Origin of the sequence: Streptococcus sp. 27098_8_82 (assembly GCF_041431615.1) — a bacterium.
Taxonomy (GTDB): domain Bacteria; phylum Bacillota; class Bacilli; order Lactobacillales; family Streptococcaceae; genus Streptococcus; species Streptococcus sanguinis_K.
Map to the genome: position 1 here is coordinate 636,084 of NZ_JAPVYB010000001.1, position 16,944 is coordinate 653,027.

At 43.4% G+C, this 16,944-nt stretch carries 17 protein-coding genes and 1 pseudogene; 3 read left to right on the plus strand and 15 right to left on the minus strand.

Annotation, left to right across the window (positions count from 1 at the left end; all coding sequences use genetic code 11):
- The first annotated feature begins 25 nt into the window (after positions 1 to 25).
- Entirely contained in the window at positions 26 to 1,588 is a 1,563-nt protein-coding gene (guaA, locus tag O3627_RS03140; RefSeq protein WP_125382229.1) for a glutamine-hydrolyzing GMP synthase, read from the plus strand.
- Positions 1,589 to 1,673: 85 nt separating this feature from the next.
- Complete coding sequence (locus tag O3627_RS03145) at positions 1,674 to 2,435, plus strand: TraX family protein (protein ID WP_002895510.1); 762 nt, start codon at positions 1,674 to 1,676, stop codon at positions 2,433 to 2,435.
- Between the two features lie 72 nt (positions 2,436 to 2,507).
- Here the strand turns inward: O3627_RS03145 and O3627_RS03150 are convergent, their stop codons facing one another.
- From O3627_RS03150 to O3627_RS03190, 9 genes are all read right to left on the minus strand, one after another.
- Complete coding sequence (locus tag O3627_RS03150) at positions 2,508 to 3,488, minus strand: DUF1002 domain-containing protein (RefSeq protein WP_125382228.1); 981 nt, start codon at positions 3,486 to 3,488, stop codon at positions 2,508 to 2,510.
- Positions 3,489 to 3,764: 276 nt separating this feature from the next.
- Positions 3,765 to 4,619 carry an alpha/beta hydrolase gene (locus tag O3627_RS03155; protein ID WP_125382227.1) on the minus strand — a complete coding sequence of 285 codons (855 nt, stop codon included), beginning with the start codon at positions 4,617 to 4,619 and terminating at the stop codon, positions 3,765 to 3,767.
- Positions 4,620 to 4,733: 114 nt separating this feature from the next.
- Complete coding sequence (locus tag O3627_RS03160) at positions 4,734 to 5,336, minus strand: lysozyme family protein (protein WP_002897579.1); 603 nt, start codon at positions 5,334 to 5,336, stop codon at positions 4,734 to 4,736.
- On the minus strand, positions 5,336 to 6,310 hold the full coding sequence (locus O3627_RS03165; RefSeq protein ID WP_002895516.1) for a nucleoid-associated protein: 975 nt from the start codon (positions 6,308 to 6,310) through the stop codon (positions 5,336 to 5,338). The genes O3627_RS03160 and O3627_RS03165 overlap by 1 nt, the downstream gene beginning before the upstream one ends.
- Position 6,311: 1 nt before the next feature.
- On the minus strand, positions 6,312 to 7,574 hold the full coding sequence (gene glyA / locus O3627_RS03170) for a serine hydroxymethyltransferase (RefSeq protein ID WP_060976377.1): 1,263 nt from the start codon (positions 7,572 to 7,574) through the stop codon (positions 6,312 to 6,314).
- Between the two features lie 46 nt (positions 7,575 to 7,620).
- A complete protein-coding gene (locus tag O3627_RS03175) occupies positions 7,621 to 8,211 on the minus strand; it encodes an L-threonylcarbamoyladenylate synthase (protein ID WP_011836953.1) in 591 nt (196 codons plus the stop codon).
- Positions 8,204 to 9,034, minus strand: coding sequence for a peptide chain release factor N(5)-glutamine methyltransferase (prmC, locus tag O3627_RS03180; RefSeq protein ID WP_002897583.1), 831 nt, complete (start codon positions 9,032 to 9,034; stop codon positions 8,204 to 8,206). Before prmC ends, O3627_RS03175 begins: the two co-directional genes overlap by 8 nt.
- Entirely contained in the window at positions 9,034 to 10,113 is a 1,080-nt protein-coding gene (prfA, locus tag O3627_RS03185; RefSeq protein ID WP_002895522.1) for a peptide chain release factor 1, read from the minus strand. The genes prmC and prfA overlap by 1 nt, the downstream gene beginning before the upstream one ends.
- A gap of 35 nt (positions 10,114 to 10,148) precedes the next feature.
- The gene (locus tag O3627_RS03190) at positions 10,149 to 10,721 is read right to left on the minus strand and encodes a thymidine kinase (RefSeq protein WP_125382226.1); all 573 of its coding nucleotides are present in this window, start codon (positions 10,719 to 10,721) and stop codon (positions 10,149 to 10,151) included.
- A 105-nt stretch (positions 10,722 to 10,826) separates the two neighbouring features.
- On the opposite strand from O3627_RS03190, the gene O3627_RS03195 reads away from it, so the two are divergent.
- Entirely contained in the window at positions 10,827 to 11,027 is a 201-nt protein-coding gene (locus tag O3627_RS03195; RefSeq protein WP_260468528.1) for a 4-oxalocrotonate tautomerase, read from the plus strand.
- A gap of 22 nt (positions 11,028 to 11,049) precedes the next feature.
- Here O3627_RS03195 and O3627_RS03200 read toward each other — a convergent pair whose 3' ends face one another.
- The 6 genes and pseudogenes from O3627_RS03200 to efeB form a co-directional block, all read right to left on the minus strand.
- Positions 11,050 to 12,390 carry an MATE family efflux transporter gene (locus O3627_RS03200; protein ID WP_125382223.1) on the minus strand — a complete coding sequence of 447 codons (1,341 nt, stop codon included), beginning with the start codon at positions 12,388 to 12,390 and terminating at the stop codon, positions 11,050 to 11,052.
- Between the two features lie 123 nt (positions 12,391 to 12,513).
- Positions 12,514 to 13,095: pseudogene (locus O3627_RS03205) on the minus strand (xanthine phosphoribosyltransferase).
- Between the two features lie 67 nt (positions 13,096 to 13,162).
- Positions 13,163 to 13,348 carry a twin-arginine translocase TatA/TatE family subunit gene (locus O3627_RS03210; RefSeq protein ID WP_125382222.1) on the minus strand — a complete coding sequence of 62 codons (186 nt, stop codon included), beginning with the start codon at positions 13,346 to 13,348 and terminating at the stop codon, positions 13,163 to 13,165.
- Positions 13,348 to 14,064, minus strand: coding sequence for a twin-arginine translocase subunit TatC (gene tatC / locus O3627_RS03215; RefSeq protein WP_185756108.1), 717 nt, complete (start codon positions 14,062 to 14,064; stop codon positions 13,348 to 13,350). Before tatC ends, O3627_RS03210 begins: the two co-directional genes overlap by 1 nt.
- The gene (locus O3627_RS03220; protein ID WP_125382219.1) at positions 14,057 to 15,757 is read right to left on the minus strand and encodes an FTR1 family protein; all 1,701 of its coding nucleotides are present in this window, start codon (positions 15,755 to 15,757) and stop codon (positions 14,057 to 14,059) included. The genes tatC and O3627_RS03220 overlap by 8 nt, the downstream gene beginning before the upstream one ends.
- Complete coding sequence (gene efeB, locus O3627_RS03225) at positions 15,735 to 16,943, minus strand: iron uptake transporter deferrochelatase/peroxidase subunit (RefSeq protein ID WP_343091740.1); 1,209 nt, start codon at positions 16,941 to 16,943, stop codon at positions 15,735 to 15,737. Before efeB ends, O3627_RS03220 begins: the two co-directional genes overlap by 23 nt.
- Between the last annotated feature and the right edge of the window lies 1 nt (position 16,944).

Sequence of the window (16,944 nt, forward strand, 5' to 3'; positions counted from 1 at the left end):
TAACTTCTTTTAAGAAAGGGAACAGATGACAACTAGAACTGAATTGCAAGATGTCGAAAAGATCATCGTGCTTGATTACGGAAGCCAGTACAACCAGCTGATTTCACGTCGCATTCGTGAAATCGGTGTTTTTTCTGAGCTCAAGAGCCACAAGATTACTGCTGACGAAGTCCGTGCTATCCAGCCTGTCGGGATTATCCTTTCCGGCGGTCCGAATTCTGTATATGAAGACGGCTCTTTTGATATTGACCCGGAAATTTTTGAGTTGGGAATCCCGATTTTAGGAATCTGCTATGGTATGCAGCTTTTGACTCACAAGCTGGGCGGCAAGGTTGTCCCTGCTGGTCATGCTGGAAATCGTGAATATGGTCAGTCAACTCTGTCACATACTGCTAACTCCAGTCTTTTCAACGGAACACCTGAAAGCCAGCTAGTTCTTATGAGCCATGGAGATGCAGTAACAGAAATTCCTGCAGACTTTGTCCGTACTGGTACTTCTGCTGACTGTCCTTTTGCAGCCATTGAAAATCCAACTAAGAAAATCTACGGCATTCAGTTCCACCCTGAGGTTCGTCATTCAGAGTTTGGTTATGATATTCTTCGTAACTTTGCTCTGAATATTTGTGGAGCTAAAGGCGACTGGTCTATGGATAACTTCATTGACATGGAAATTCAAAAAATCCGCCAAACCGTTGGTGACAAGAAGGTTCTGTTGGGACTTTCTGGTGGTGTAGACTCTTCTGTTGTCGGTGTTCTCTTACAGAAAGCAATCGGCGATCAACTAATCTGTATTTTTGTGGATCATGGTCTTTTGCGTAAAGGCGAAGCAGATCAGGTCATGGATATGCTGGGCGGTAAATTTGGCTTGAATATCATTAAGGCTGACGCAGCTAAACGTTTCCTTGATAAACTAGCTGGTGTCTCAGATCCAGAACAAAAACGTAAAATCATCGGAAACGAGTTTGTCTATGTCTTTGACGACGAAGCCAGCAAACTAAAAGATGTAAAATTCTTAGCTCAGGGCACACTTTATACCGATGTCATCGAATCCGGTACCGACACTGCTCAGACTATTAAATCTCACCATAACGTTGGTGGTCTTCCGGAGGACATGCAGTTTGAGCTGATTGAGCCGTTGAACACACTTTATAAGGATGAAGTTCGTGCTTTGGGTACCGAGCTTGGTATGCCTGATGAAATTGTCTGGCGCCAGCCATTCCCAGGACCAGGACTTGCTATTCGTGTCATGGGAGAAATCACTGAGGAAAAATTGGAAACGGTTCGCGAATCTGACGCTATTCTCCGAGAAGAAATCGCCAAAGCTGGTCTTGACCGCGACATCTGGCAATACTTTACTGTTAATACAGGTGTCCGATCTGTTGGTGTCATGGGCGACGGCCGAACTTACGACTACACAATTGCGATTCGCGCTATCACTTCTATTGATGGCATGACAGCTGACTTTGCCAAGATTCCTTGGGATGTTCTGCAAAAAATCTCTGTTCGTATCGTCAACGAGGTGGATCACGTCAACCGCATCGTCTACGATATCACCAGCAAACCACCTGCAACTGTAGAGTGGGAGTAAAAATATAAAAACATATTATTCTTACTTCAAAAAGGGCGAAAAGCCCTTTTTGATTGCATTGACTTCGCACACCATTTTTTATATAATGACTAGTAAAATATTGATGAAGGAGTTAGAGATGAAAAAATCGCTGGATGCTTTTCATTTGAAATTGATTGCTATTGCTGCTATGCTTATCAACCATTTGGGACATACGCTAGAGTTGGAAAACCAGAATATTTACTTGTATTTCTTGACTGAAACAATTGGACGACTGACTTTTCCAATCATGGCTTATTTACTGGTTGAGGGCTTTCAGTATACACGAAGCAGAGGGAAATACGCACTTCGTCTAACTCTTTTTTGGTTACTATCCATTCTACCATTCTATTATCTTTTTGAAAGCCACAAACCATTGACGGTTAATAATAACATTCTCTACACTTTGCTCTTAGGGCTTTTATTGCTAGTATTTTTGGAAAAGGTTCAGCATTCTTTTCTGCGCTTGCTCTTGATTTTGACATTCTCTTTTCTGACTTGGCAATCGGACTGGGGCTTTTTGGGAATCTTGACGATCGTTGGTTTCTACGAAAAACGAGAGGAATCAGACGGCTTTGTCACACCAATCCTCACCCTTATGGTAGTGTCTATTCTGATAAATCTTTGGGCCTTTTATACAGTTCCCAATCCTGTCCTGCTCTGCGATGCGGCTGCTATGTTGGGTCTACTCCTGACTCTGCCGCTTCTCAAGGCCTATAACGGCCAGCGCGGTTATTCGCCTGCCTGGGTAAAGTGGGGTTTTTATGCTTTTTATCCGCTTCACCTTTGTCTACTGCTGCTCTTCCGTATTTTCTTTTTAAAAAGCTAAATTAAAATTTCATTTCTAGACATAAAACAAGGCTAGGACTAAAATGTCCTAGCCTTGTTTTATGTCTAGAAATTAACCGCCGAACAATCCTTTAAAGAAGTTGACAATGGCATTCCAGATATTAGAAAAGAAATTACCGCCTTCTTGAAGGAGGCCGTTTGCATCAAAGTTGAGGTTAATATTGTTAAAAGTATCCCCTGCCTTTGAAACGATGCTGTCTTTCAAGTCACTAAGTGTCTTTGTAAAGTCAGAATCTGTAATGACTCCACTGTTTGAAAGATTAACAGCGAAATTCACGATGAGGTTGATTTGGTCACTGGTCACTGACTGAGTCAGACCGTAGTTTTTCAAGGTTTCTTCAACAATCTTACGAACATCATCTGCTGTCAGATTGCTGTTGTTCTTCTTAGCATTGGCAATAGCCGCTTTGATATCAGCCAAGGCTACGTTGAGCTTGTCTGCGTCATAGCCTTCCTTACCTGTATTTTCAGCATTGATGCCAGAAAGGGCAGCCAGTTCTTCCTGTGCTAGATTTTTATTTTCCTGAGGAATGGTCGCGCCATTATCCTCTAGAGAGTAGTAAATCCCTGCCAAGGCGCTCTCACCTGTTACCGGAATTGGTGCTGCAACGGTAATCTGCGCGTGCTGAACACCCAGAGTAACAGCTGCATTGCGATACATATCTTCTGTAACCTTAGTGATGTTTTGTGGAGTGACAATTTTGACCTCTAATGGCTTATTGCCGCCTATCTTCTGGATTTTTACAGAAGAATAAAGCTGCAGGCTAGGGTCGTTAGCAACATCCATGATTTTAGAGTAAACTTCTGGCGTCATGGTCTTAAGCGGCTTGCTGTCGCTGGATGAATTGTAGCCCAGCATCTGCAAGGTCTGCTGTTTTTGGCTCTCATCTAAGGAGTAACCCAGCACATACTCGGGCTGCACGTATGTCTCATCAATGACTTTCTGAACATTTGAATCGGCAGCTGCGGTCGATACAGTAAACAGAGTAGCCAGCAAGGCTCCTGCTGTCATTAAAGTTTTTTTGAATTTCATATTTTTTCCTCTTTTCCTCCCGCTATAGTTTCCCAAATTCTATAGCTTTTTTTATAGAGCAAACTTCTTTCTGAGTGACTCGAATTTCTGTTTCTTGAGCTTGTGATTTTCGCTCCTTTTGATGTTTAGAGTGCTTCAGTTAAGTTGCTGCAATGATGGAGCTATTATTATCTCATCCATTGAGGGCTTGAGATAATAGATACATTTTACAACATTTCTCAAAGAAGTTCAAAGAAAAAACAGTCACTGGATTTGCTAGCAAGTGACTGCTCTTTTCTACTTTTTCCAAAGGAAGTCAATTAATAACTCGTCTACTTCTGGATTCTCATGCAATTGGCTATGCTGAGCCAACTGACCTGTAATTTTCTTTTCCTGGTAAGATTTAGCATTCTCAACTAGGAGATATTTGAGGCTGCGGGAAGAAATATTGAGGACAGAACCGTCGGATTCATTTTTGAAATCGCCGTAGATATTAAGGACATCTACCTGCTCTTGCGGGTAAACTTCTCGTAATCCCAGTAGTTTTTGATAAGTCTGGCTCATAGCACTAGGCTGGCCAGTTTGGTCGTCTAGGATACTCAAATCTTCAGGCAAGTCTCTTCCTTGCAGACCATTAACATGGTTGGCAATATTGACCTGCTTTTGCAGCTCGGGCAGCTTTTCATCCTGACCGTTCTCCAGCATATAAAAGAGGATGGACATATTTCCCATCGAATGGCCTACCAGATTCATCTTCTTAAAACCATAAGTTTCTTCTAGCTTGCGAATCACAGCTGCTGCATATTTGCCATCTTGAGCGTAGTCGGCATTGCGGTTATCTTCATAGTTTACCTTGATAATGGGATTGATAGCACCTTTTGGTATCTCGCCTAATAAGCTTACTTGCCCGTTTTTACTGACATTTGCTGTGATAATTGTCTGAGTGACTCCAGCTTTTTTGGCTGCCTCTGTCATATGATTTTCAGCATTAGAGCTGGATCCAAAACCGTGGAAAAACAAGGTCGGCGTTGTTGACTGAACATATTGTTTTGTATTGAGTGCCGTGGCTTCTTTATGGTTGTAAAAAGCTGTTAGACCGGCAATTGTCACTAAAACCAGAATGAGGAGCTTAAAAGCAAGTTTTTTGTTCATTTTTCATTCCTTTTTATGATAGATGTACAAAATTATATCATGTATCCATCGTGGTTACAAATATCTGGATTATTACTTCACCATCAAAAAAGAAAGAAGGCTGAAAACTTCTTTCTAAAACCATTTTAAGAGGCGCATAATGTGCATGTTCATCTTGACCTGACGGGAATAATAATAATTACCGCCGTTGATATAGAGCTCTGGGCCGTGGAAAATAGAAATCAGGTTATAGTAGCCGTAGGTCTTGCCAGTTACATTCCCTAAGCTTGGCGCCACCACATCTTTTGAATATTTCTTAGCCAGCTCCAGCGTATTTTCGCCACCGTTTTTAGCGACGTAGTCGATATAGGCCTGACCGAAATTATAGGCTTGTACTGCTGTCCAAACATCCACCTTTTTCTCGCTGGCTAACTCTAGGTTATCAGACAGGGTTTGAACGCCCTGGCGAATACTTTCTTTGTTGTCCGTAATGGCATTAGTCTGACCAGTCGCGCTTTCACTGGACTGCATGACATCAGTGTCTTTTCCCTTTGTCTCTGTATAAATCATGGCCAGAACCAATTCTTCATTGGCCGCTGTGTCCTGCTCGTCCAGCACTTCTCTGACTAAGCTCTGATACTTCATGACTTGTTTGACATCATGATGAACCTGATAAATTTTATAGCCGGCAAATAGCACGAAAAGGACTAAAATCAGTCTTCTTAGAAATTTAAACATTATTTATTTTGGATATCCTCGATGTTCTTAATCAAAATAGAATAGGTTCCGTTGTCGTTCTGGATAAATTCTACAGACTCTGCGTCCTGATAGACATTATTAGGAACGATGAGCTCAATTCCATTTGAAAGGGAGAGTTTCTGATTTTCGAACTTTTTCTTCTGGCGGCTACTATCAATCTCATCAAATTTGACTGGCTCAGGAATAGCTTCCTTGACTTGGTCAATAAAGGTAAGTCGGGCAGTTAGATTGCTGTCAAAAAGATCATCGGCCAGTTTCTCAGGCGACAATTCGTCGTTTTCTTCCAGATTTTTGAAAATACTGGATTTAACCTTAGACTGAAACTGGAAATCGTCTTTGTTAAAACTTTCGGCAACTTTTTGAGCAGTCTTCTCAAGCGCTTTGATTGATTTCTTGGCTGAGATTGTCGGATTGACCTGCAAGAGATTGTCCGACATATAATTGAGAAAGGCACCGTTATACTTGATGCGTTTTTCAATCAGATGGTACTTGCGAGACTTGAGATTGATGACCAAAGCCTCGTCTGCACCTGTACCAAATCCAGGTAAATTGTTCTGCGTCAGCTTGATAGGATTGTCCACCTCACCACCCAAGTGGGTCAGAGTTTCCCGCAGAGCAATCCGCAGAAAAGCGAAGTGTTCCACACCTTCTTTGTCAAACTGGACAAAAATCAAATCATTGGTTTTCTGGTTTTCACTGACAGAAAACTCCTCCTGCCAGAGCTTGGCCACTGTCACTGATGTTTCTAGTAGGTCGTCTGAAAGATGGGCTAAAAAGACGTTTTCGGGATCGAAAACACCTGTTTTAGCATCGTCAGAATAGACCCGCTCAATCTTCTTGCGCAGGTATTCTTCAATCTTAGGAGTAATGTTGAGAAACTTATCCGCCAGCAGCAGTTCGGTATCAGCTGGGCTGAATTGATGAATAATCGCTTTTTTTACGTAAATATCCATCTTAGTTCAAGCCCTCATAGAGTGGAAAAGCGTCTGTCAATTCACGAACTTCCGCCCGCACCTGATTCAGCACCGCTTCGTTTTCAGCATTTTCCAGAGCCTTGATAATAAGCTCGGCCACCTTGATACTTTCTGTTACACCAAAGCCTCGAGCTGCAATAGCTGCTGTACCGATACGAATGCCGCTAGTCTTAAATGGTGACAAAGTCTCGTAAGGGATGGAGTTTTTATTAAGGGTAATATTGACTTCATCCAAGAGATTTTGAGCGACTTTTCCATTTTCTACAACCTTAGTGACATCCACTAAGAAAAGGTGATTTTCAGTACCATCAGAAATCACACGGAACTTGTCATGTTGACGGAAGACTTGGGCCATGGCTTGGGCATTATCCAAAATCTGCTGAGCATAGACTTTGAAAGCTGGATCAAGTACTTCTTTAAAGGCAACTGCTTTGGCTGTAATAACATGCTCCAATGGTCCGCCCTGAATTCCTGGGAAGATAGCTGAGTTGATTTTCTTAGCTAGGTCTTCATCATTTGTCAAAATCAATCCACCGCGAGGTCCGCGCAAGGTCTTGTGGGTCGTCGTGGTTGTGATATCCGCATAAGGCACAGGGCTTGGATGGAGGCCTGCAGCGACTAAGCCAGCGATGTGAGCCATATCAACCATGAGCTTAGCCCCTACCGCATCAGCAATTTCACGGAATTTTGAGAAGTCAATAATATGAGAGTAAGCTGAAGCTCCCGCCACAATCAGCTTAGGCTGAACCTCTTTGGCTTGCTGGAGGATGGCATCAAAGTCCAGTAATTCTGTTTCGGGATCTACGCTATAAGATACAAAATTGTAGGTTTGACCGGAGAAGCTAACTGATGCACCATGAGTCAAGTGGCCGCCCGCAGACAAATCCATGCCCATAACTGTATCGCCTGGCTCAATCAAAGCCATATAAGCAGCGCAATTTGCTTGGCTGCCTGAGTGAGGCTGAACATTAGCAAACTTGGCGCCAAAGATTTCCTTGGCACGCTCAATTGCCAGACTCTCAATCACATCCACTACATCTGTCCCACCATAGTAACGGCGGCCTGGGTAGCCCTCAGCGTACTTATTGGTCAAAATAGAACCTTGAGCAGCCATGACAGCTTTAGAAACGACATTTTCTGAAGCGATCAGCTCAATATTATGCTGCTGACGTTCTTCTTCTTTAGCAACTGCTTCCCAAATCTCTGGGTCAAATGCTTTGTAGTCTTCTTGGTCAAAAATCATAAGGTGTCTCCCTTCTTTTGCGAAAATAGGACCTTAGGTCCTAAAGTTAAAAATTTATATCATTTACTTGGGCGAGAATATACTCGCGCGTGATTGCCCCTTGGCGTAAAATGAGTGCCTTTTCTCCAGACAAGTCCAGAATAGTTGAATCCTGACCTGTCAAAGATGCATCATCTTCTACACCTGAGATCTCTTCTTGAAAATCCATCATAATCTGCTGGAAAGAAGTTCCACTAGCTTTTCCAGAAAGATTGGCGGATGGACCAATCAAGGGACCGTACTTGCGAATCAAGTCAAGCGTAACCGGATGCTTAGGAATCCGAAAGCCCACAGTTTCCATACCTGAGTTGATCCAAGTCGGCACTCGGTCATTGGCTTGGAGGATAATAGTCAGCGGCCCAGGCAGAAAGGCTTGATAGAGTTGCTTCAGATAACTGGGCTGGTTCTTAGAAAAAGCATAAATCTCTTCTATGCTAGCCACATTGAGATTAAGAGCCTTGTCACGAGGTCTTCGTTTTAATTCGTAGACTCGCTCAACTGCCTCTTCATTTAAAGCCTGAGCAAAGAGGCCATAAACAGTTTCTGTCGGCAGGACAACCGCTCCACCTGCTACCAGAGTCTTTTCTATCTTATCCATTGTCCATCGCCACCATTCTATCTTTGCCAAATTGATCTTTCAGGACTCGGATTCGTTTTTGAGGGAAGTTTTTTTCCAGCAACTCCCTGATGCCATCTCCTTGCTTGTAACCAATTTCCAGATAGATTTTTCCTTTTTTTGTCAGATAGTCTCCTGCTTGCTCGGCTATTTTCCGATAGACGGCATAGCCATCTTCCTCAGCAAAGAGGGCCATGTGAGGCTCTGAGGTCAAAACATTGAGTCCAACTTCGTCTTTATCTGCTTCTGAAATATAGGGCGGGTTGGAGACGATAATGTCAAATTTTCCTTGAATCGAATCCAAGCAATCGGATTGGACAAAAGCAAGGTTAAGTTCGCAGGACTGAGCGTTTTCTGCTGCCAAGGCAAGAGCATCATCCGAGAGATCAGAAGCAGTAATCTGCCAGTTTGGACGGCTGTTTGCCAGTGCCAGAGCAATGGCTCCGCTACCCGTTCCGATATCCAAGACAGACAGAGAACTTTCGGGATTTTCTGACAAAATCAGCTCCACTAGCTCCTCCGTCTCAGGCCTTGGAATCAGAACCCGCTCATCCACCTTGAGAGTCAGGCCGTGAAAGTCACTGCTGCCAATGATATACTGGGCTGGCTTGTGAACAAGCAGCTGCTCTTGAATAGCTTTTAGCTGGTCACGGTCTTTTTGACTTACTTCTGCCCTAAGTTTGAGAACAAAGTCGGTAAAGGAGAGCTTATTAAGAGCCCTATAAACGAAAGACAGGCTTTCTGCTTCTTCTCCAGCTGCTACTAGCTCTTGCTCTAGCTGCAGCAAATATTGAGCTAATGTCATTATTTATTCAGCTCTTCTAGTTTTTGCGTTTGGTCATAGAGAACCAGAGCGTCAACGACTTCATCCAGTTTGCCAGCTAAAATCGTGTCCAGCTTTTGCAAGGTCAAGCCGATACGGTGATCTGTCACTCGATTTTGCGGGAAATTATAGGTGCGAATCCGCTCTGAGCGATCACCTGTACCAATCGTAGACTTGCGCTCTGCATCTTGCTCATCTTGAGCGATTTGAGCAAAGTGGTCTGCTACACGAGCTCGGATGATTTTCATAGCCTTATCCCGGTTCTTCTGCTGGGTCCGCTCTTCCTGCATTTCGACCTTGATATTGGTTGGTAGATGGACAATACGAACCGCGGTCGCAACCTTATTGACGTTCTGTCCGCCAGCACCTGAAGCATGGTAGATGTCCACTCGCAGATCTTTAGGATCAATGTCGTATTCGACTTCTTCGATTTCTGGCATCACCAAGACAGTTGCTGTTGAGGTGTGAACGCGACCTTGGCTCTCGGTTACAGGAACCCGTTGTACGCGGTGAGCACCAGATTCATACTTAAGCTTTGAGTAGACTGACTGGCCTGAGACCATAGCGACCACTTCCTTGATCCCACCTACACCATTGTAAGAAGCTTCCATAACTTCAAAGCGCCAGCCCTGGCTTTCAGCATATTTTTGATACATCTGCAAGAGATCTCCTGCAAACAACTGCGCTTCGTCTCCTCCTGCAGCACCACGGATTTCAAGGATAATATTCTTATCATCGTTTGGATCTTTTGGTAAAAGAAGGATTTTTAGTTTTTCTTCGTATTCCTCTTTTTCAGCCTTGGCGTCTTTTAGCTCTTGCTTGGCCATTTCTTCCAAGTCGGCATCACCAGAGGCGTCTTTTATCATTTCTTCAGCGTCTGTGATGTTTTGCAGGACTTTTTTATACTCGCGGTATGCCGTCACTGTATCACGGGTGCTGGCTTCTTCCTTAGAAAGCTCCATAAACCTCTTGGTATCGCTGACCACATCTGGGTCGCTTAGGAGTTCACCAAGCTCTTCGTAGCGATCTTCAACCGCTTGTAACTGTTCATAGATGTTCATAGATTTTTCATCATCTCCTTTTTTCTATCGTTGGATTACTTAATGTCGGGATTAAAATAGTGCTTGCGGCAGACTGAAATATAAGTCTCATGGCCACCAATTTTGATCTGCTCACCATCATAAACTGGCTTTCCGTTATCAGTCCGTAAAACCATGGTGGCCTTACGAGAGCAATATTGGCAAATGGTTTTAATTTCCTCAATCTTGTCAGCTAAGAGCAAGAGGTGCTTGGAACCTTCAAAGAGTTCATTGCGAAAATCGTTCTTCAGACCAAAAGCCATAACTGGAACATCCAGCTCATCCACCACTCTAGCCAAATCATAGACATGATGGCGTTTCAAGAACTGAGCCTCATCAATCAAAACGCAATAAGGCTTCTCAGGCAGCTGTTGGATATAGCCAAAAATATCCGTTTGATCTTCAATAGCTACGGCATTCCGCTTCATGCCGATACGACTAGAAACGACACCAAAGCCGTCGCGGGTATCAACAGCCGAGGTCATGATAACCACGCTCTTGCCTTGTTCTTCATAATTGTGGGCGACTTTTAAAATCTCAATGGTCTTGCCCGAATTCATCGTGCCATATTTGTAGTATAACTGAGCCATAATTTAAATCTTTGCTAATTCACTATCTCCATTTTTACTTCACATTATTTTACCATAATTCACTACTCTTTAAAACCTCATTTGTGATAAAATAATAATAACGAAATAAAGGAGGCAGAAAATATGCCATTTGTTAGAATTGATTTGTTTGAAGGACGCACTCTAGAGCAGAAAAAAGCTCTTGCCAAGGAAGTAACTGAAGCTGTTGTCAGAAATACTGGCGCACCTCAGTCTGCTGTCCATATCATCATTAACGACATGCCAGAAGGAACCTACTTCCCACAAGGTCAAATGCGGGAAAAATAAAACAAAGCAGCTAGTTGTTTAATTAGCTGCTTTTCTTTTGAATTTTATTAAGCCGCCACTGAAAGAGAATGCCACTCGTCACCAAGCTGGCAATGAGACCAATCCAGTATCCATAAGGGCCTAAACTAGTATAGTGATCTAAGAAGAGCCCCAGAGGCAGCGAAACTCCCCAATAAGCAATCAAACCTAAGTAAAATGGCACCTGAGTATCCTTGTAGCCCCGAAGAATACCCTGCAAAGGAGCCGCAAAAGTATCTGCTAATTGGAAAAAGAGGCTGTAGGTCAGAAAAACAGATGTCATACGGATAAACTCGGTATCCGACCCATAGAGAGCAGCCACACGGTCGCGTAAGATATAGAGAAAGAGGAAGGTAAATCCAGCAATTCCCAAAGCCGTCAGCCGCCCAAGTTTACAGAATTTCTTAACATCGTCAGGACGATTAGCTCCAATTTCATAAGAAACGATAATAGACATTGAGGTTGAAATACTCATAGGAAAGGCATACATTAAGTTCGAAAAATTCATTGCCGCCTGATGGCTGGCAATGATTAGTGAGGAAAACTTAGCCATGACCAGGCCAACAACAGAGAAAATCACGACTTCAGCAAAAAAGGTTCCGCCGATAGGCAGTCCAAGTCGAATGCCTTCAATTAAGCCCTTTTTATCTAGTGGTCGAATCTTCCATAGCTCATAGGCTCGGATTTTTGGATGTTTGACTGCTACTAATAAGGATATGAGAAGCAAAACCCAATAAGCCAAAGAAGTCCCAAGTCCGGCTCCAGCTCCGCCCATTTCTGGAAAACCAAATGCTCCGTAGATTAGGGCATAATTAAAAGTGCCATTCAAAGGTAAAAGTAAGAGCATGAGATACATGGAAAGCTTGGTCAACCCCAGAGCATCAAACAGAGAACGAATGATGCTAAAGAGCAAAAGAGGGATAATGCCGAGCGCTAGATACCAAAGATAGTTCTTTGCCACTTCTTCTACCAAAGGCTCTAGGCCAAGGTGAGACAAAACTAGAGGAGCGCCCACAAATACCAAGGCAAATAAAATTAGCGATAGCCCCAAAGAAAGATAAATAAACTGATAAAAATCAGAAGCAATCTTTTCTTTTTTCCCTTGTCCTAAATGATGCCCGATTATGGGTACCAAGGCCGAAACAATCCCTATCAGCAGGTCGAAAAATGGAATCCAAAGACTAGTTGCCATAGAAACACCAGCCAGATGCAAGGTGTCATACTGACCTGTCATGGTCGTATCGACAAATGAGGCTGAAAAATTGGCCAGTTGGTAGATCAAAATTGGCAAAAAAATAGAAATAAAGAGCCGCATCCTCTGCTGTAAATTATGAGTTTGGTGCATAGAAATCCCTCAAAAACTTTTTCTACCCAAGTATAATCAATGAATCAATGAGCTTAGATTTTTAAAATATCAACTATCTTTACTATACTATAAGCCAGACAGATAGTCAAAAGTAAGAGGAAATCATATATCTGCCTCAGTAAAGACAACCTGACCTTTCTCAAAACCTGCGATTCGCGCCAAAGAAAGAACACGATAACCAGCTGTTTCCAAAAGTTGACGGCCATTCTGAAACGATTTTTCAATGACAATGCCAACCGCTTCAACCTGCGCTCCTGCTTACTCGATAATGGTAATTAAGCCCTTGGCTGCCTGACCGTTAGCTAAAAAATCGTCAATAATCAGCACCTTATCGTCAGAGTTGAGAAATTTCCCAGCAATCGAAATGGTCGAAGTCACTTGCTTGGTGAAAGAGTATACTTCAGCTGTCAAAATCCCCTCAGTCATGGTGATGTTTTTGGATTTCTTGGCGAATATCATCGGGACATTCAGCGCTTCAGACACATAGACAGCCGGAGCAATGCCAGAAGCCTCAATGGTCACTACCTTGGTAATTCCTGCGTCCTTTACCGCCTCCGCAAAGACCTGGCCAATCTCTTTCATCAGAGAAAAATCAACCTGATGGGTCAGAAAAGAGTCAACTTTCAGGATATTTTCACCTAGCACTTGTCCATCTCTAAGAATCCGTTCTTCTAATTTTTTCACTTTTACTCCTTAATACAAGCATACTTGATGTTAGAAGAAAAACACGGCTATCCGTGCTTTTTCTTTACTATTTTTCATTTTTATTCTCGGTCTTGTCTTCTTCTCCAGCATGATTGACTGCTTTTTTAAATTCTGAAAACATTTTACCGATAGACTGCCCCAGCTCGGGCAGGCGTTTTGGTCCGAAAATAAGCAGGGCACCCAGAACAATAATGATTACTCCAGGTACTCCGATGTCTTTTAAAAGTCCCATTAATTTCTCCTCGTTGATTTTCTTTGATAAATGATGCGACTGAGCAAGATGCTGACTTCATAGAGCAAAATCAAAGGCACTGTCATAGACAGATCGCTGATAAAGTCGGCCGGTGTCAGGACAACAGCTAAAACCAGCAAAATAAAGTAAGCGTATCGTCTATATTTTACCAAAAATTTCGGATTGAGCAAACCAATAGAAGTCAGAAAGGACACCAGAACTGGCAGCTCAAAAAGGCAAGCAATCGGAATAGTGGTATGAAAGACGAAACTAAGATAATTCTGCGCTGTCAGTCGAGTCTCAAAGAGGTCCTCACCTAGCGACAGCAAAACCTGTAAAATAGCCGGAGTCACAAAGTAAAAGCCGAAAGCCAGCCCCAGAACAAAACAGAGAAAGGTAGCTGGGATATAAGCGAAAACAGCTCGTGCTTCATTGGCTCGCAAAGCTGGTCGGACAAACTCCCAGACCTGATAAACCAAAAATGGCAAGGTCAGGGAAAAAGCGACAAGGCTAGCCAGACTGATATAAATCCAAAGGATATCATCCGGCCCCAGCACCAGCAGCTTCTGCTCAAAATTACTAGTCAGCCATCGATAAATATCGGCTGAAAAGAGCAAGCCAACCAGAAAAACCACGAAGAAGCAAGCCAATACCGCTAGAAAACGCCGTCTGAACTCTGTCAAATGCTCAATAATAGTCAGCTCTTTTTTATCCATGCTGCTGCTCGCTTTTCTGATTTTTAAAGCTAACATAAACGACTAGCAGGATAAAGAGGGCCTGACTAACTACCACTTCTAGGCTAGGATAAATCCCCATCCAGTCTACAGTCACAAAGCCATTGATTAAGTGCGTTGGTAAGATATTGGTCAGCTGAAGAGCATGGATGCTGACACCCAGCATTTTAAAGGCCAGGGCATAGATTAGCCAGGTCAGCCAGAAGAAAATGCTGTGTGGCTTGAGAAGACCTGAAGCCTTGCTCATGATAAAGGCCAGCGAGACCAAGGCCAGAACAGCCAAGCTGATTCCCAAAAGGAAATCAGTCATAGTGATGCGCGGCAAAATTCCCGCATAAAAGAGGATAGTCTCAGCCCCTTCACGGAAAACTGCCAGAAAGCTAAGAGCAAACATGGAAAGAAAACTGCCTGTGGCTGTTACAGCCTTCATTTGGCTTTCCATAAAGTCGTTCCATTTCTCGATAGATGCCTTGCTGTGCAGCCAGATACCAACCAATATCATCATGGCGACAGCGAAAATTCCCACTGCACCTTCAATAATTTCACGATTGGATCCGGAAGCAACTGCTGGGAAAAGAAACTGCAACAAAGCCGCAATCACAGCACTGGCTAGAACTCCACTTGCTGCCCCGGCATAAACCCATTTGAGTCCTTTCTTCATCTTGGAAGCTTTCAGAGTTGTTATCAAAGCCATGACGATCAAGAGCGCTTCTACACCCTCACGCAGCAAAATCAGCATAGCATCAAAGAAATGATAGGAAGCTGTCGTGTCAATCTGGGACAGCTCACTAATCAAGGATTCTAGCTGCTTTTGATACTTCTCTTCGCTCCCCTTGACCATAATAACAGGTGTCTGACTCTCAACCTTGGTATAAAGCAAAGGGTTATTGACACTGACATCTCCTTCAATCGTTGGCCAAATGGTGATGAACTCTTTCATCTTGGCAGCAGCCTTTTTATCATCTCCGCTTTGAAAGAGACTCAAGGCTTCCTCTAGGAGCTTAATTCCATCTTTCAGCGTCAGATTGCCAGCAGCTTCTTGGACTTTCTCACCTTTGACAAAATTATCAATGGCGGCCTTCAAATCATCAAAAGAAGACTGAATCATGTCAAAGTCAGTAGGCTCCGTCTCAACGGCACTGCGCAGAAATGAAATGGCTGTTTCTACCTTGCCGTAATGGGCTGTGCTGTTGTCTCGCACCACGCTTTCATTGGTGGTCCAGGTGCTATTCATCTTCTTGTATGCTTCTCGTGTCGCTTCTAAATCCTTAGCACTAATGGCTTTTTGTAGATTTTCAAATTTTGGCTCTAGCTTACTGAGAAGCTTCTTTTTCTCAGCCTCTAAGTCGACTGGATTCTGCTCTTTCTCAAATTTCAAGAGGGCCGAAGAAATCTTTGTCAGTTTCTCCTCAGTCACCTGGCCCGATAAGTCTAGTGCCTTGCTTACCTCTTGTCCCGCTGCTGAGTCATGATTAGCCATCTTTTCAAAGTCAGTCTTGATCTCTCCGACTAGCTGCTTGGCTTTTTCCTGGTCTTTCTGCTTGACTGCAGTGCTGGCATCAGTAATTTTGACAAATAGACTGCTGTAGCTATCATCCGCTAAAACCGGCTTAGCTAAAAAGACAAGCAAAAGCCCCAAAATCACCAGGCTTTTATTCAAATAATTTTTGACCAAGGTATTCTCCTTTTTTCACTCCGCCAAAGCAAGCAAACAAACCACTGCCGATATGCGTGACGTATTCATTCATCTTATCTTGAGCGCCTAGATTAGTCAGAACTTTGACAAAGCTATCAGGATCTTTCTGGAAGGAAAGAAAGAGCAGGCCTGTGTCAAACTGACCAGTACTTTCATCAATCCCGTCCGAGTATGAGTAAGACCGACGGTATATAGGCTTATCAACCTCCTTGGCCAGACGGACATGTGAATCCTCTGGCAGCAATTTCAAGTCAACCTCGTCAAACTCGTCTTTCTTGCCAAAAGGCGCTCCACTCTCCTTATAGCGACCGAAAGTGTTTTCCTGCTCCTGCAGATTGGTTCGGTCCCAGGTCTCAAGGAACATCTGGATTCGGCGGATAGCCATGTAAGAGCCCCCCTGCATCCAGTCCTTGCTATCGCACCAAATGACCTTGTCGAAGTCTTTTTCCTTGGTCACATTGGCTGTGCCGTCCTTAAATCCAAAGAGATTACGAGGCGTTGACATCCGGTCTCCGATAGCAGCAAAGCCTGATTGACTCCACTTCATAGTGATGGCATTTCTGCCCTTGCGAACCAGATTGCGGACCGCATGAAAGGCTACCTGCTCATCATCCGCGCAGGCCTGGATGACAATATCGCCACCCGTATATTTTTCTTTAAGCTGCTCCTTTGGAAAAGGAGGCAAATCCCGAAAAGCTTTCGGTCGTTTGTCTGACAAGCCCATTTTTTTCAGAAAAGAGGCTGAGATACCAAAGGTCAAGGTCAGTCGATAAGGGTTGAGACCGACTGTTTCTCCAGTATCCATGGGTGGCAAAAGGGCATTTGAATTATCTTTTTTGACCAATTCTCCATCTACCAGCTTCTCACTGTAGGCTGTCCAATTCTTGAAGAGCTGGATAATGGTCTCCCTATCTGTCGTATGCAAATCCAACACAACAAAGTAGATATTCTTCTGCATCGGAGTTGTAATACCAGCCTGATGCTCTCCATAGAAGCTGATTTCTTCCTCACCGTCAGCGAATTTCTTATCTTCCTTGGCCTGATTAGCGAAAAAAGCAGATGCACCAGAGACACCCAGTGCAAGACCAGCGCCTCCAATCCCTGCTTTTTTAAGAAATTCACGACGATCCATCTTTTTATTAAACCATTTTTCGTCGTTTGTCATA

Excerpts from the sequence above, each read along its gene's own strand:
- O3627_RS03155 (WP_125382227.1), bottom strand. The coding sequence starts at position 4,619 with ATGAACAAAAAACTTGCTTTTAAGCTCCTCATTCTGGTTTTAGTGACA.
- prmC (WP_002897583.1), bottom strand. The coding sequence starts at position 9,034 with ATGACATTAGCTCAATATTTGCTGCAGCTAGAGCAAGAGCTAGTAGCA.
- efeB (WP_343091740.1), bottom strand. The coding sequence starts at position 16,943 with ATGACAAACGACGAAAAATGGTTTAATAAAAAGATGGATCGTCGTGAA.
- O3627_RS03165 (WP_002895516.1), bottom strand. The coding sequence starts at position 6,310 with ATGGATATTTACGTAAAAAAAGCGATTATTCATCAATTCAGCCCAGCT.
- O3627_RS03150 (WP_125382228.1), bottom strand. The coding sequence starts at position 3,488 with ATGAAATTCAAAAAAACTTTAATGACAGCAGGAGCCTTGCTGGCTACT.
- O3627_RS03200 (WP_125382223.1), bottom strand. The coding sequence starts at position 12,390 with ATGCACCAAACTCATAATTTACAGCAGAGGATGCGGCTCTTTATTTCT.
- O3627_RS03175 (WP_011836953.1), bottom strand. The coding sequence starts at position 8,211 with ATGGATAAGATAGAAAAGACTCTGGTAGCAGGTGGAGCGGTTGTCCTG.
- glyA (WP_060976377.1), bottom strand. The coding sequence starts at position 7,574 with ATGATTTTTGACCAAGAAGACTACAAAGCATTTGACCCAGAGATTTGG.
- guaA (WP_125382229.1), top strand. The coding sequence starts at position 26 with ATGACAACTAGAACTGAATTGCAAGATGTCGAAAAGATCATCGTGCTT.
- O3627_RS03160 (WP_002897579.1), bottom strand. The coding sequence starts at position 5,336 with ATGTTTAAATTTCTAAGAAGACTGATTTTAGTCCTTTTCGTGCTATTT.
- O3627_RS03210 (WP_125382222.1), bottom strand. The coding sequence starts at position 13,348 with ATGGGACTTTTAAAAGACATCGGAGTACCTGGAGTAATCATTATTGTT.
- O3627_RS03145 (WP_002895510.1), top strand. The coding sequence starts at position 1,674 with ATGACTAGTAAAATATTGATGAAGGAGTTAGAGATGAAAAAATCGCTG.
- O3627_RS03190 (WP_125382226.1), bottom strand. The coding sequence starts at position 10,721 with ATGGCTCAGTTATACTACAAATATGGCACGATGAATTCGGGCAAGACC.
- tatC (WP_185756108.1), bottom strand. The coding sequence starts at position 14,064 with ATGGATAAAAAAGAGCTGACTATTATTGAGCATTTGACAGAGTTCAGA.
- prfA (WP_002895522.1), bottom strand. The coding sequence starts at position 10,113 with ATGAACATCTATGAACAGTTACAAGCGGTTGAAGATCGCTACGAAGAG.